Origin of the sequence: Halobacillus litoralis (assembly GCF_020524025.1) — a bacterium.
In the GTDB taxonomy this organism is placed as follows: domain Bacteria; phylum Bacillota; class Bacilli; order Bacillales; family Halobacillaceae; genus Halobacillus; species Halobacillus litoralis_D.
Genome location: NZ_JAIVKN010000002.1, coordinates 972,033 through 987,427, shown reverse-complemented (window position 1 = coordinate 987,427; position 15,395 = coordinate 972,033). Strand labels below are relative to the sequence as shown.

Here is a 15,395-nt window from a genome sequence, read left to right as displayed (position 1 = left end):
AGTGAATGCTACATGGCACGTCGTGGACGCGGAAAACGTAAAAAGGTGTGTTTCTTCACAGCTAACGGAATCACACACATCGACTTTAAAGATGTTGATTTGCTAAAACGTTTCGTCTCTGACCGTGGAAAAATTCTTCCTCGTCGAGTAACTGGAACTTCTGCAAAATATCAGCGTAAATTGACGAAAGCGATCAAACGCGCTCGTACAATGGCCCTACTTCCTTACACTACGGAGTAAGAGTAGCGTCGCTAAAAACCGTGGAGTCTCTATAGACTTCACGGTTTTTTTATGTCTTTTTTACGGAAGACTTGAGCTCGAAGGAATGTTTCCGTCTCACCCCCTCGTTTAACACACGGATAGGCCCTGGAAGAAAATAAAAATCAAACAGACGTTAACAAAGCCTTCTCTTTAGACACAGTTCTGTAAAAATATAGGATAAATAAACCCTTGTTCCCTCCTTCTAGTATTTTATAATAATATTATAAGGTTAAATCCATCTGTAAAGGGGTTTTAAAAATGTCCGTACATGTGCAGCATCAGCTTGATGACCATACCATTCAGACCATTAAATCGACCGTCCCTGTCATGGCTGAACATGGAGAAGCAATCACCAGTCATTTTTATAAGCAGCTATTTGAGGACCACCCGGAGTTGAGGCATCTATTTAATCAGACACACCAGCAGTCAGGAGAACAGCCTAAGGCCTTGGCAAATGCGGTTTATGCAGCGGCTGAACATATAGACCAATTAAGTTTAATTCTGCCAACCGTAAGGCAGATCGCTGAAAAACATAGAAGCTTGAATGTACAGCCTGAGCATTATCCTATTGTTGGAGAGTATTTGTTAAAAGCGATTAAAGACGTGCTTGGAGATGCGGCAACCGATGACATTATAAAATCCTGGGCTAAAGCCTATGGGGTTCTTGCTCAAGTATTTATCGATGTCGAAGAAGAATTATATCAAGACATACGCACTAAAAAAGGTGGATGGACAGGATACCGTGACTTTAGAGTAGTCGATAAAGTAAAAGAAACGGATGGGATTACCTCTTTTTATTTAGAACCTGAAGATGGTGAGCCCCTCTTATCTTTCAAACCCGGACAATACATTACGGTTAAAGCGGTCATTCCCGAACAGTCCTACAACCATTTACGTCAGTACAGTCTATCGGATTCTCCAGGTAACAACCATTACCGCATTAGTGTAAAACGTGAAACAGGTGAAGGAGATCATTCAGGCGGGGTGGTTTCCAATTGGCTTCATGATTCTGTGAATCGAGGAGATATCATCCCCGTTAGTGCCCCTGCGGGTGATTTTCATCTTGATGACAAAACAGACCGCCCTCTTGTGTTGATTAGTGGAGGGGGTGGCGTAACTCCATTAATGAGTATGAAAAAGTATGCGCGTGAAAAGCAGCAGGAACGCAGTGTGTATTTTATTCATGCCGCGCGAAATGGAAATCATCATGCCCTCAAGGGTGAGATGGTGGATGATCCCTCTGCTTTCACACACATCATTTATGTCCGTCCCACAGAAGAAGATCGAAGGCGCGTCTTGTTCCAAAAAGAAGGGCATATTGATTTACAGTGGCTCCAAACCATTGTTCCGCATGACTCAGAGTTTTATATCTGCGGCCCGGAGGGATTTATGGAGAGCGTGTATAAAGCTTTACAGGACTGGAATGTGCCAGAGGAATACATTCACTATGAGTTCTTTGGACCGAAAGAAAAGTTACAAAATTAAAAGAAGGAGAGCCTATAGCTCTCCTTCTTTTTTTATAGTGACGCTTTTGTTTTCATGGAACAGAGAATATTAATAGCGGTCGTTGATCGTTTGCCCGGTCTTCCGTGGATCTGGTACAAAATGACGGTCCAGCTTGTCTATCCAGCCCATGCATTTATGAATGATAGCTCCACTGAATAAGGTAATCAGTACGGTTCCAAGTCCAATGGCTCCACCAAATAATGCGGCTAACAGAACGAGGAATATGCTGATAAGTGCTCTTGATACCGTAACGTTCCAGCCGGTCAGGCTGCTCACCACGAGCATCATTCTGTCAAAGGGGTTGGGGGCAAAATCGGCCTGTAAGTTTACGGCAATACCAATCCCTGCAATCATCATGCCCACCGTTAGACAGAGGAATTGTGGAAGGAATTGATCGGGATGCATCCAACCTCTGATGGCAAACACCCAGAAGTCGATTCCTACTCCGGTAAATAACGAGGTGGCTACAGCCAGTAATTCCGGCCGCCTCTTTTCAGCTATTGCATTAAAGACAATCATACTAAAACCTACAACAATCTCCCAGCTGCCGATCGTCAGTCCGAATGTCCGGTACAGACCGACGAGGAGAGCATCGAACGGAGAAGTTCCCAGCTTGGATTGAATGGTAAGTGCAATCCCAAGCGTCATAACGAGAATCCCGAGAGTATAATAAAACACTCTACGATATACAAGCTTCATAGGATCGCCCCTTTTTCTACATCTTAGGAGACTATATCGTGAAACCCCCTCCCCTTTCAAGGAATAAATCGGACATAAAAAAAGAGACAGAAGATTTCTCTTCTGTCCCCTGAGTTATTTTATTACTCTTCTACTGAAGCCCATTTGAATTCAAATTCAGGGCCGGTTGCTGTTGAATAGACACCTTTAATGGATGGGCGGAAAAGCTGGGCTTTCGCATCCTGATAAATAGGTGCGACAGCTGCATCTTCTTCAAGAAGGAGTCTTTCAGCTTCCAGGAACGTTTCGTAACGTTTCTCCGGCTGCTGAGCGTACTCGCCATTGGCTTTTTCAATTAAAGAATCATACTCTTCGCTTGAGTAGTTCATGTTATTGTTTTGTCCATCTGTGACGTACATGTTCAAGTAAGTATTCGGGTCCACATAGTCAGGTCCCCATGTAGCAGCTTCCATTTCAAATTCAGAAGCACTGTCGCGACGAACACGTTCTTTGAAAGGAACTTCAAGAAGTTTGATCGTTAGACCTTCAAGGTTTTCTTCCAGTTGGTTCTTGTAATAAGCAAGAGCATCTTTAGATGTGCCTGTATCGTCACCTAAAAGCTCAATCTCAACGGAATCTGTTCCTAGTTCTTCCAAAGCTTTCTGCCAGTGTTCCTGTGCTTTTTCTGCATTGGATTCAACCAATGCGCCTTGAGCTTCCCGGAATCCTTCCCCGCTATCAGGCATAGATACGAAGTTTGAAGGTACATAACCTTCCGCTGCAACGGATCCGTCATTAAGAATTGTATCAACTAATCCTTGACGGTCGATTCCGTAAGAAATAGCTTTACGTACATTTACGTTAGCCAGGGCGTCATTAGCTTCCTGGTTGAATTTGAAGAAATATAAGTATGGTTTTTCAACAATTTCAAACGCGTTATCCGTACGATATTTATCCACGAATTCTGCGTTTAGTTCGGTTTGATCAATTTCACCAGAGTCATACAAGTTTACGCCGGTGGATACTTCTTTGATTACTTTAGCGTTGACTTTATCAAGTTGAACGGTATCGGCATCCCAATACGATTCATTCTTTTCAATTGTCCAGCCTTCGCCGTGGTTCCATTCCGTCATTTTAAACGGACCGTTCGCCAGTGTGTACTCAGCTTCTGTTGCGTGCTTATCGCCATGCTCTTCAACAAAGTCCTGGTTCAAAGGCATGAAGGTAATGAATACCGTCATGGATTCAAAATAAGGAACCGGTTTTTCCAAGTTAACGACTAACGTCTTATCGTCTTCAGCTTTCGCGCCTAATTCCTCAAGCTCTGCTTCCCCGTTACTGATTGCCTGGGCATTTTTAATGATGCCGCCAAGGAAATAAGGTCCGTATTCAGAACCTACTTCCGGATCAACCGCTCTTCTCCATGCATAAACGAAGTCGTTTGCAGTTACAGGATCGCCATTGGACCATTCTGCATCACGTAGTTTAAATGTCCATGTAAGTCCATCATCACTTACCTCAGAGCTTTCAGCCATTCCATCGACCAACTGTCCGTTTTCATCCAGTCGGTAAAGGCCCTCATGTGTTTCTCCAGCCCACTGGAACCCTACAGAGTCTGTGATTAAAGAAGGGTCCATACTTGGAATTTCACTTTTAGCTGTTACGGTAATTTCCTGATCTCCAGAAGCACCGCTGTCTTCTGATGTATTTTCATCGGAGCTTTCTCCTTCTGTGTTTGTTGTTTCACTGTCTCCTCCTCCGCTGCAGGCAGCAAGAACGAGAACAAACATCAAAGTTAGAAGCAATACTAGTTGTTTCTTCAAATTGATTCCCCCTATTCCAAATTTTCTAAAAATAATTACATTTCCGAATTATACAGATAAATATGAGAAAAATCAAAATAATTTTTTCGATAAAATAGGACAAAGTCCCCGGCATATATGAGACAGCAGGCGATAAATAGAATATTCTAATTAGATTGACATTGGATGTGCTTTTGATAGGATTATAGAATATCATTTCTTAATCTAACGTATGAAAGCGTCGATGAGATGAAAAGATAGCCATTTAGAGGAGGTTCTAGTCGATATGAAGCGTGAATGGGATTTACTTCACACCCCGGGGCCCACTCCGATACCACCAAGTGTTGAAAGAAGTATGAATCAACCGATGATCGGCCACCGCGGTGAGAAATGTAAAGAATTGATGAATGATATTGCTCCACGGTTAAAACCTGTTTTCGGAACATCCGGAGACGTTCTTGTTGTTACAGGAAGCGGTACATCTGCATTGGAGTCCGCGGTTGTTAACGTCACGCAGCCAGGAGATGACGTTCTCGTTGTTGTAGCCGGTGCTTTTGGAGACCGTTTTGCCCAGATATGTGAAACGTACGAATTGAACGTTACACGTATAGATGTCCCTTGGGGAGAAGCTGTTGAAGTCGATCAGGTAGAACGAGCTTTACGGGAAAACTCCAATGTGAAGGCCGTCTTTTTGACTCATTGCGAAACATCTACAGGGGTCATGCACCCGATAGAAAAGGCAGCGGAGCGTGTGAAGGAAATGAGTTCTGCTTTAGTCATCGTTGACGGCGTATCCTCCATTGGAGGAGCGGAATTGGACATGGATGGCTCTGGAATCGATATCTTAGTAACAGGATCTCAAAAAGCGATGATGCTTCCTCCAGGACTTGCATTCGTAGCGGTTCGAGAAGAGGTATGGCCTGTCATTGAACAAAATCCAAGGCCCCGCTTTTATTTGGATCTGAACGTATATAGAAAACAGCTGCAGGCAGGCCAGACCCCTTTCACACCTGCTTTGTCCTTATTGTTTGGCTTACAGCAGATGCTTCATCTCGTCGAAGAGGAAGGTCTGGAGAACGTCTATCACCGCCACCTGGTAATGAAAGAGATGACGAGAGAGGCAGCACGCGCACTCAATCTGCCCCTGCTTGTATCTGATGAAGATGCTTCTTCCACCGTTACATCCATTAAACCGGAGACGTTTGAAGCGGAGCAGTTCAGGAAAGTGGCCAAGGAAGAATTCGGTCTGATTTTAGCGGGTGGACAGAAACATATGAAAGGTCAGATTTTCAGAATTGGTCACATGGGGTACTGTCGACCGGCGAATGTACTGCAGTACATCAGCATTATTGAAATTGTCTTAAAGCGCCTGGGGCATGAGTTCACACCGGGAGCCGGGGTGGCTGCTGCTCAGGCTGCGTACTTGAAACATACGAGGGAGGATTAACGATGCATCGTGTATTAATTAGTGATCCATTAAGTGAAGATGGGATTCGACCGTTATTAGAAGCAGAAGATATCGAAACGATTCAAGATTCGTCTCTTTCTCATGAACAGCTTTTGGAAGCGGTTGGTTCTGCGGAAGCCTTAATTGTAAGGAGTCAGACGCAGGTGACGAGAGAAGTCATTGAACACGCCCCTCATCTGAAGATCATCGGACGTGCGGGAGTGGGTGTCGACAATATCGACCTGGATGCAGCAACAGAGAACGGAATTGTTGTTGTCAATGCACCGGATGGGAATACCATTTCTACAGCGGAACATACGATGGCGATGCTGATGTCCCTTGCCCGGAACATCCCGCAGGCCTACCATCAGTTGAAGCAGAAAAAGTGGGAGCGTAAGAAATTTGTAGGGGTGGAGCTGAAGGATAAAGTCTTAGGAATTGTCGGCTTTGGCCGGATCGGTCGTGAAGTAGCCCAGCGAGCTCAGGGCCACCGGATGAAAGTAGTCGCTTTTGACCCTTTCTTAAATGAAGAAAAAGCGAAAAAAGCCGGCGTGACCCATGGTTCCTTGGAAGAAGTGCTTCAGCAGGCAGACTTTCTAACGGTTCATACCCCGCTTATAGAAAAAACGAAGCATTTAATTAATGAAGATGCTATAGCCATGATGAAAACGGGAGCCCGCATTTTAAACTGTGCCCGCGGAGGAATCGTTGAAGAAAATGCGCTTTACGAAGCGATCCAATCTGGAAAAATAGCTGGAGCGGCTTTAGATGTGTTTGAAGAAGAACCGGCTACAGAGCACCCGCTGCTTTCTCTTTCAGAAGTCATTGCTACGCCTCACCTGGGAGCAAGCACGATTGAAGCACAGGAGAATGTTGCGACAGATGTCAGCTTTGATGTGTTGGAAATGCTGAGAGGCGGAACGGTGAAGAATCCTGTCAATCTGCCGTCTGTGTCTTCTGAAATGATGGAGAAGCTGTCTCCATACTTCAAACTTTCTGAACGCCTTGGCACTTTCCTTTCCCGTATAACGGAAGGGACATTGGAACGAGTAAATGTTTATTACAGCGGGGAGCTGCTTGACGTGGATACGATGCCTTTGACCAGGATTTCTGTAAAAGGGATCTTAAGCCGTCACCTTGGCAGCCGTGTTAACGACGTCAACGCATTTAAAACAGCTTCTGACAAGGGAATCACGATTAATGAACAAAAGTCGACACGTACCAAAGGGTTTACCAACCTCATTACCGTCGAGATCGAAACGGATCAGGAGAAACGAAGCGTTGCCGGGACACTATTAAATGGCCTCGGAGCACGTATCGTTCAGTTGGATCAATATTCTATTGATGTGATTCCGGATGGCCATTTGATTGTCATCCGCCATACCGACCAGCCTGGTGCAATCGGCAGAGTGGGAAGTCTGCTTGCTGAACAACAGGTAAACATTGCAACGATGCAGGTTGGCCGTACGAACGAAGGTGGAGAAGCTGTGATGGTGTTGACGGTGGATAAAGAGGTTGAAGAGGAAAGTGCTGAGCGTTTGGCAGCTATTGAGGAAATCAACCAGGTCCAGTATCTTACGTTATAAGTAGTTTTACAGAGTGTAATAAGGTCCTTAGGTATTCCTGTTGGACCAGGAGCACCGATTAGTTATTAAAACGAATGAAAAAAGCGCAGCGTCTGTTGGACGCTGCGCTTTTTTAATATTTTTCAAGTTGCACTTATTTACCTCATCACAAGTAATCTTCCGGGTTGTTGATAAAGCTAAATAAGTCAATAACACCTGCTGTGATGAGGATAAGAGCTAATCCTAGGAAAACAAGCCGGATGACTTTGTAACTTGTTTTCTCCGTTTTAATATTCTTGATTCCTTGTAAGGGGAAAAATAAGAGGCATAACCCAAAAAGAATCGTAAAAATAAAGAAAATCGTAAACACCTCCAGGTGAAAGCTGCTTCTCCCTTACATACGAATCATTAGTCTTTTCGTTTCAGAAAAATCAGTTCACGGTACGTGAAAGCAGGTCTTACGGATGAAATGAAATCAATAGGTAGGTTTAAGAGCCTCTTGAAAAAGAGAACTATCTCTTAATTCAGCCAGCACATAATTTTCCCTCGTAATCCATGGCGTTTGTTCGGATTGAGAAAGGACACGTTCATTTTCTGAAACAGCTTCGTTTACATCGACCCATACAGGCGTGTACTCTTCCTCTGCTTCATACTCTTCCAGCTGCTGAGAACCTTTGTCCCCATACCACTCGCAAAGATAATAGTGAGAAGTCATTTCAAATACAAACGAAGCGTCATAGATATCGATATGTCTTTCTACCACCCCGCCCAGGTACTCATGTACGGTGCAGTTAAGAAATCCGGTTTCTTCTGCTATTTCACGTATGAGAGCTTCCTCTGTACTTTCTTCTTCCACGCCCCCGCCGGGCAGTTTGTAATCGCCACGGTTCGATTTCACCATAAGGATTTTTCCGTCTTGAATAAGGACAGCCCTGACGGCTGTCCTTTGTTTAACCGGGTACCCTGCTTTTTCAGATGAGTCCATCCCTAACTGCTTATCCAATAACCTCATCTTACTCTTCCTCTATCGGATGGATCGAAGCTTCTCTATTCGAGAAGGTGTGGACATGGGTATACCCGGCTGATTTAGCCAGTTCAATGGCTTTGTCGTAACGGTAGCCAATGTGATCGGGTTTATGAGCATCAGAACAGAGAACGATTCCGACGCCTTCCTCCTTGCATAAGCGGAGCAGATCAGGATCCGGATACAATTCGCCTACAGGTTTCCTTAATCCAGCTGTGCTGATTTCAATACAAGTGTTTGTTTTAGCAAGAGCCTTAACAGCACGCCGGTACTGCTCGTTAAGAAAATCCCGGTCTTCGGGGCGGTAGCCAAACACTTTAATGACGTCAATGTGGCCCACAAAGTCGAAAAGGCCGGACTCGGCAAGTGTAACGACACGGTCAAAGTACTGTCGGTAGACTTCCTTTAAGTCCCTCTTCTCGTATTCATCACGGTAAATGGCAAGATCAATGCCCCAATCATCAATCCAATGGACAGACCCAATCACGTAATCAAAGGGGTGGGCGGAGATGAACGCTTCCATCTCTTTTTCTTTTCCCGGCATATAGTCCATTTCCACACCCATTTTTATCTGCAATCCTTCTTCACGCGCCTCATCGAACATTTTTTGATAGGTATCGAAATCAAGCGTCCTTCGATTTTCCACCCATGGATTAGAAAGAATAGGTCTCGTTTCCTGAAAGAAGTAGGCGTGTTCTGAAATGCCTAGTTCCTGAATGCCCTCTTCCTTAGCTTTGTTTATGTACGTTCGTAGGTAGTCGACATCTAAGTTTCCGGTTTCCGCCATATGCACATGGTAGTCTGTCCGCATAATTGCCCTCCTCACTCGAATTTCATTTATCATAACAAAAATCGGTAAAAATCACCAAAATGACCGACAGGGATTTGGAGGCTGAGGGGAGAAGACAATGGGAGGAGTATGTTAAAATAGGGTGGTTAGGGTTAGACGCAGAGAAATAGAGGTGCTTTACAGATCATGAACAACACAAAAAGATTAACCGAAGGGGCTTTAATGACCGGCATATATCTGCTATTGTTATTGGTAATTATTTTCATGCCCGGGATTGTCGGCTCCCTTTTGCTACTCGTATTACCCGTTCCGTTTGTTTTATATAGTTACCGTCATGGTTGGAAATCCGGCCTTCTCATGTTTATTAGTGCAACGGTCTTCACTATATTATTTGCAAATATTGTTGCGCTGCCGTTCACACTGCTTGCGGGTGTCGGAGGTATAGCCTTAGGCGGTACGTTAAATGAAAAAAGATCCCCTTATGAAACGCTCGCGATTGGTTCCATTGGCTTTATCTTCTCTCTTTTAAGTACGTATTTACTTATACAGATGGTCATGGGTGTCAATCTCGCAGATGAAGTGATGAAAGCCTTTGATCAATCCTTTGCTATGTCTGAAGGAATCTTCTCGATGCTTGGGCAGGCCGATCAAATGGAAGCTAGAATTGAGGAGTTACGGGAATTTGTAGCTTTCCTTCCTGATTTAATTCCAAGTATTCTCGTGATGACTGGTGTTATTTTTGCTTTTGTCAGTCAGTGGCTTTCGTATAAATTGATCAACCGGATTGAAAATAAATCCTTTTCCTTCACGAAATTCAACCAGTTCCGTTTGCCGACTTCCATATTGTGGTATTACTTACTTTCTATGATTTTAAATATGGCAGCTGGTGACGGCCAGGGTTTGTTATACCTCGCAGCCATCAACGTGATGATTGTGACTGGAACGCTTCTTGTTATTCAAGGTTTTTCGTTTGTTTTTTATTATGCGTCCGTGAAAAACTGGTCGAAAGCAATTCCGATTTTAGTCGTTGTTTTTTCGTTACTTCTTCCTGGAATCCTACTGTATCTTGTAAGAATCTTAGGTATAATTGATACAGGATTCCCATTAAGGGATCGGATTGCTCAGAAGAAGGAAAGTTAGCTCGGAGAAGACGGTAGGAGCTGAATGTAATGCCAAATTTCTTTAAAAAATCGACAATGAGCGGACATTTATGGATCATTTATTTGATCTCTTTAATTCTGCTTTCGTTTATCTGGTACTATCAATGGATGCTTGGACTTATGATGACGCTCTTTCTGGCAGCATCTATATTCTATAGTGTCCGTACAGAACAGAACATGATTAATGAAACAGAAGAATATATCTCCACCCTCTCCTATCGCGTGAAAAAAGTGGGGGAAGAGGCATTACTGGAAATGCCTATTGGAATCATCCTTTATAGTGAGAACTATATGATTGAATGGGCAAACCCTTATATGAATCAATTTACAGATGAGGATACGATTGTCGGAGAATCGTTGAAGAAGTTGTCCGACCAATTGATTCCGTCAGTGAAAGATGAACAGGGTGAGGTTTGGATTACCGTTGACGGTTATAAATTTCAAACGGTCATTAAAAGTAAAGAGCGTCTGCTTTATCTCTTTGATCGTACGAAGCAGACAGAGATTCATAATCTTTATCAAAGTGAGCAGACCGTCCTTTCCATTATCTTTCTGGATAACTATGAAGAAATTACACAGGGAATGGATGATACAGCCAAAAGCCATATCAATTCCCAGGTTACGTCTATTTTAAATAAATGGGCGGGCGACTACGGCATCTACTTGAAGCGTACGTCTCAAGAGCGGTTTATGGCGGTCATGAATCAGGAGATTCTCTACACCTTGGAAAAAGCCAAGTTTGAGATTCTTGATGATGTCCGCGAATTGATTACCGATCAAAATGTACCGCTGACTTTGAGTTTTGGTATCGGCGTCGGTCCTGTCAGTCTTCCAGAATTAGGGGAGTTGTCTCAGTCCAGCCTCGATCTAGCTTTAGGCCGTGGGGGAGATCAGGTAGCGATCAAGGATGACTCTGGTAAAGTCCGGTTCTACGGCGGGAAAACAAACCCGATGGAGAAACGTACAAGAGTCCGTGCCCGTGTCATCTCCCATGCGATGAAAGAATTGGTTCAGGAAAGTGAAAAAGTGCTGATCATGGGACACAAGTCCCCGGACATGGATTCTGTGGGTGCGTCGATTGGTATTCTGAAGATTGCCCAGGCCAACGATAAAAAAGCAGCCATTGTGCTGGATCCGGATGATATTGATACGGGTGTTCAACGCATGGTTGAAGAAATTGAGAAAGATGAAGATCTCTGGCATTATTTCATCCCGCCGGAGGATGCAATGGAAATGGTGACAAATGATACGCTGCTGGTTGTCGTGGATACCCACAAACCATCGATGGTCATTGAGGAGAAATTGTTGTCGAAGACCGAACATGTCGTTGTCATCGATCACCACCGTAGAGCGGAAGAATTCATAGCTGATCCGACGCTCGTTTACATGGAGCCATACGCGTCTTCTACAGCCGAACTAGTGACAGAACTTCTCGAGTATCAGCCGAAGAAACTGAAACTATCGATGCTGGAATCGACAGCGCTGCTTGCCGGGATTATCGTCGATACGAAAAGCTTTACGTTACGAACGGGGTCAAGGACCTTTGATGCGGCCTCCTACTTACGGTCAAAAGGAGCCGATACCGTACAAGTACAGAAGTTTATGAAAGAAGACCTGGATGTCTATATACGCAGGAGTAAATTGATTGAACGGGCATCTGTCTACCGGGACGGAATCGCCATTTCATCAGGAGATCACGGAGAAACATACGGCCCGGTCATCATTGCCCAGGCCGCGGATACCCTGCTTACGATGAGCGGAATTGTATCCTCATTTGTCATTTCCGAGCGTAAAGACGGAAGGATTGGAATCAGCGCACGTTCTCTCGGTGATATCAACGTTCAGGTCATCATGGAGAAGATGAACGGCGGCGGCCACTTAACGAATGCGGCCACCCAGCTAGAAGACACAACGATTGAAGATGCGCGCGCGTTGCTGCAAGATATTATTGATGAATATTTTGAAGGGGGAGACACAGAATGAGAGTAATATTTAAAGCGGATGTAAAAGGAAAAGGGAAAAAGGGCGAGATTAAAGAAGTCAATGACGGCTATGCCCGCAACTACCTGCTTAAAAATAACCTGGCTGTAGAAGCCACTAAAGGAAACGTGCAGGCTCAAAAAGCGAAAGATGCCAAGCAGGAGCAGAAAGCACAGGAAGAAGTAGAAGAAGCGAAGCAGTTGAAAGAAACACTTGCGAACCTGGAAGTGAAACTATCAGCTAAATCTGGTGACAATGGCCGTCTTTTCGGTTCCATTACAAGTAAGCAGATTGCCGAACAGCTGAAAAAAGATCACCAGATCAAGATTGATAAACGTAAGATCGAGCTTGATGACCCGATCCGTACGTTAGGATACAGCAATGTACCGGTAAAACTTCACCCTGAAGTAACAGGTACGATCCGTGTCCATATCGAAGAGAAGTAAGTGCACGATCATCAAGCGCCCAGTCCATCGCCATGGATTTCTTGGGCGCTTCTATTTTGACTGCCCCTGCTTAGCTGTAAAAGCTTATGAATATGGCAGTCATTGAAGTGTTTATAGATTTAGAGGAGGAAAAGCTAGTGAGTGAAATGTGGAATGATCGTACCCCGCCCCATAATATAGAAGCCGAACAGGCGGTTCTCGGTGCGGTCTTTTTAGAACCTGAAGCGATGTCTACAGCCGCAGAATATTTGCTACCCGAAGATTTTTACCGAGCGAGTCACCAGCGTATTTTTGAGGTGATGCTCACGCTTTCAGATAAAGGCGAGCCGATTGATTTGGTTACGGTCACCACGGCTCTCTCCAATAATAAAGTATTGGAAGAAGTCGGCGGGGTTTCCTATTTAACCGATATTGCAAATTCTGTTCCGACAGCTGCCAATATCTCCTACTATACGAGTATCGTTAGTGAAAAGTCGACGTTGAGAAGCCTGATCCGAACAGCTACCAACATTGTAACGACGGGTTATTCTGAGGAAGAGGATTTAGAGGATGTCCTTAACGCAGCGGAGAAAGATATCCTTGAAGTATCCCAACGTAAGAATTCCAGTGCCTTCAAAAGCATTAAAGATGTTCTGATTGATGTGTATGATAACATCGAGCAGCTGCATCATAACGATGGAAACACGACCGGGATCCCGACTGGGTATCGTGACCTCGACCATATCACATCTGGTTTCCAACGAAATGATTTAATTATCATCGCCGCCCGTCCTTCCATGGGTAAGACAGCGTTTGCGTTGAATATCGCTCAAAACGTTGCTGTTCATACGGATGAGAACGTGGCGATCTTCAGCTTGGAGATGGGAGCAGACCAGCTTGTCTCCCGTATGCTGTGTGCAGAGGGGAATATCGATGCCCAGAGGTTAAGAACGGGTCATTTAGAAACAGAAGACTGGAATAAACTGACGATGGCGATGGGTAGCTTATCCAATGCCGGCATCTATATTGACGACACGCCGGGTGTCCGCGTGAGTGAGATTCGTTCTAAATGCCGCCGCCTCGCTCAGGAGCACGGCCTTGGAATGATCCTGATTGACTACCTGCAGCTCATTCAGGGAAGTGCGAACTCTAAGGAGAACCGTCAGCAGGAAGTATCTGAGATCTCCCGTTCCTTGAAAGGTCTGGCACGTGAGTTAAATGTACCGCTGATCGCCCTGTCTCAGTTGTCCCGTGGAGTAGAGTCCCGTCAGGATAAGCGCCCGATGATGTCGGACCTGCGTGAGTCGGGTTCCATTGAGCAGGATGCGGATATTGTCGGCTTCCTTTATCGTGATGACTATTATGATCAGGAATCAGAAAACCAAAACATCATTGAAATCATTATTGCCAAGCAGCGTAACGGTCCGGTCGGTAACGTGGAGCTTGCCTTTGTGAAAGAATACAACAAATTCGTGGACTTGGATCATCGTTACACCGATGCCGATGTTCCGCCTGCGTAGAAGAAGACGCTCGAACCAGACTGAAATCTGGCCGAGCGTCTTTTTTTGGATCCTTTTAGGTGGATACTGGCCTGAACGGCCATCTATGATGCATCATGGTCCATTACGCCTCCCAGAGAGTCACGCTGGACCATGGATGATCCTTAAGTCAGTGGTGCGTTTTAAGACCAGGGGTTAATGTCTTCCTCTTCCGTCACAATTAGTTCAACGTGATGCTCAAGGAGCTTTTGTTGAAACGCTTCTGTTGGGTGGCGGTCTGTGATGATGATATCGACATCATCCAGCGCCGCGAATGAAAAGAACTCCGTGACCCCGAATTTTGTGTGGTCAGCAAGCACGATGACTTCTTCTGCCTGCTCAATCATCGTCTTTTTCACCATGCCGTCTTCCTCATGGCCTATTGATAAACCAGATTCGGATATGCCGACGACCCCGATGAATGCTTTGTCCACGTGGTAATTTCTTAAACGTTCAATAACAGAGGCACCATATAGAAATTGGTGTTCCTTCTGTAAATAACCGCCTAACAGTTGAATTGAAATGTCTCCAACACTTGAAAGAATGCCTGCCTGGTGAATGGAGTTCGTAATGATGGTAAGGTCGATCGGAGGAATTTGACTGGCGCATGCCTGGACAGTCGTGGACGTATCCAGAATGAGTCTGTCTCCGGATTCAATAAGGGAAGCTGCTTTCGTTCCAATTCGCTGCTTTTCCAATGAGACGGTCTTCAGACGATGCGTATAGTCCTGAATTCCTGCATGGGATTTTGGCAGGATGGCTCCTCCCCGTGTTCTCACGATTGCTTTTCTTTCTTCAAGCTTTACAAGGTCCCTTCTTGCTGTGTCCCTTGAAACATCAAACATATCGCACATCTGCTCAATGGAAATGCGCCGATGTTCTTTTAAGTATTGGATCACCCCAATGAGTCGTTCTTCTTGATACATGGGAATTCTCCTTCCATATCTATCCTATTATAAGTAATTATAAGTAGTCAACTTATTTATTTCAATTAAAATTAAGTAAATTTAAGTTTTATTTTGTTAAAATTAACTGCAGGTATCTTTTGATATAAGTATGTTTTCCTTTTCAATAGGAAAAATAAAATGTGTTACAAAAGTGAACTTCTGAAAAACAACCATAATGTGGGTGAGAAAGTAGTTAATATAGCTTATTATCGAACATTATTATTACAATAAAAATAAATGTTCGGAATTAGCGTTGACTTCGTTTGGAATAA

The 15,395-nt window shown here is 44.4% G+C and carries 13 protein-coding genes; 8 read left to right on the top strand and 5 right to left on the bottom strand.

The window, feature by feature from the left end:
- The first annotated feature begins 12 nt into the window (after positions 1-12).
- Both rpsR and hmpA read left to right on the top strand, forming a co-directional pair.
- Positions 13-240 (top strand): 30S ribosomal protein S18, encoded by a 228-nt coding sequence (rpsR, locus tag LC036_RS11260; RefSeq protein WP_115822996.1) that lies wholly within the window; start codon positions 13-15, stop codon positions 238-240.
- Positions 241-519: 279 nt separating this feature from the next.
- Complete coding sequence (gene hmpA, locus LC036_RS11255; RefSeq protein WP_226582275.1) at positions 520-1,746, top strand: NO-inducible flavohemoprotein; 1,227 nt, start codon at positions 520-522, stop codon at positions 1,744-1,746.
- 69 nt (positions 1,747-1,815) lie between these two features.
- Here the strand turns inward: hmpA and LC036_RS11250 are convergent, their stop codons facing one another.
- On the bottom strand, positions 1,816-2,466 hold the full coding sequence (locus tag LC036_RS11250; protein WP_226582273.1) for a YczE/YyaS/YitT family protein: 651 nt from the start codon (positions 2,464-2,466) through the stop codon (positions 1,816-1,818).
- Positions 2,467-2,588: 122 nt separating this feature from the next.
- Positions 2,589-4,235 (bottom strand): peptide ABC transporter substrate-binding protein, encoded by a 1,647-nt coding sequence (locus LC036_RS11245; protein WP_413229884.1) that lies wholly within the window; start codon positions 4,233-4,235, stop codon positions 2,589-2,591.
- A gap of 298 nt (positions 4,236-4,533) precedes the next feature.
- Between LC036_RS11245 and LC036_RS11240 the strand changes: the two genes are divergently transcribed.
- Together LC036_RS11240 and serA are read left to right on the top strand one after the other, a co-directional pair.
- Complete coding sequence (locus tag LC036_RS11240) at positions 4,534-5,694, top strand: pyridoxal-phosphate-dependent aminotransferase family protein (RefSeq protein ID WP_226582267.1); 1,161 nt, start codon at positions 4,534-4,536, stop codon at positions 5,692-5,694.
- A gap of 2 nt (positions 5,695-5,696) precedes the next feature.
- Complete coding sequence (gene serA / locus LC036_RS11235; RefSeq protein ID WP_226582264.1) at positions 5,697-7,280, top strand: phosphoglycerate dehydrogenase; 1,584 nt, start codon at positions 5,697-5,699, stop codon at positions 7,278-7,280.
- Positions 7,281-7,734: 454 nt separating this feature from the next.
- Here the strand turns inward: serA and LC036_RS11230 are convergent, their stop codons facing one another.
- Positions 7,735-8,271: an NUDIX hydrolase gene (locus LC036_RS11230; RefSeq protein WP_226582262.1), complete on the bottom strand. Its 537-nt coding sequence runs from the start codon at positions 8,269-8,271 to the stop codon at positions 7,735-7,737.
- A gap of 1 nt (position 8,272) precedes the next feature.
- Positions 8,273-9,094: a histidinol-phosphatase HisJ family protein gene (locus tag LC036_RS11225; protein ID WP_226582260.1), complete on the bottom strand. Its 822-nt coding sequence runs from the start codon at positions 9,092-9,094 to the stop codon at positions 8,273-8,275.
- A 165-nt stretch (positions 9,095-9,259) separates the two neighbouring features.
- Between LC036_RS11225 and LC036_RS11220 the strand changes: the two genes are divergently transcribed.
- The 4 genes from LC036_RS11220 to dnaB all read left to right on the top strand — a co-directional run bounded on the left by LC036_RS11220 (position 9,260) and on the right by dnaB (position 14,158).
- Positions 9,260-10,213 (top strand): YybS family protein, encoded by a 954-nt coding sequence (locus tag LC036_RS11220; protein ID WP_226582257.1) that lies wholly within the window; start codon positions 9,260-9,262, stop codon positions 10,211-10,213.
- A gap of 29 nt (positions 10,214-10,242) precedes the next feature.
- Positions 10,243-12,216 (top strand): DHH family phosphoesterase, encoded by a 1,974-nt coding sequence (locus tag LC036_RS11215; protein ID WP_226582254.1) that lies wholly within the window; start codon positions 10,243-10,245, stop codon positions 12,214-12,216.
- Complete coding sequence (gene rplI, locus LC036_RS11210; RefSeq protein ID WP_226582251.1) at positions 12,213-12,659, top strand: 50S ribosomal protein L9; 447 nt, start codon at positions 12,213-12,215, stop codon at positions 12,657-12,659. Before LC036_RS11215 ends, rplI begins: the two co-directional genes overlap by 4 nt.
- A gap of 137 nt (positions 12,660-12,796) precedes the next feature.
- Positions 12,797-14,158 (top strand): replicative DNA helicase, encoded by a 1,362-nt coding sequence (dnaB, locus tag LC036_RS11205; protein WP_226582248.1) that lies wholly within the window; start codon positions 12,797-12,799, stop codon positions 14,156-14,158.
- A 161-nt stretch (positions 14,159-14,319) separates the two neighbouring features.
- Here dnaB and LC036_RS11200 read toward each other — a convergent pair whose 3' ends face one another.
- Positions 14,320-15,102: a DeoR/GlpR family DNA-binding transcription regulator gene (locus LC036_RS11200; RefSeq protein ID WP_226582246.1), complete on the bottom strand. Its 783-nt coding sequence runs from the start codon at positions 15,100-15,102 to the stop codon at positions 14,320-14,322.
- Positions 15,103-15,395: the final 293 nt, after the last annotated feature.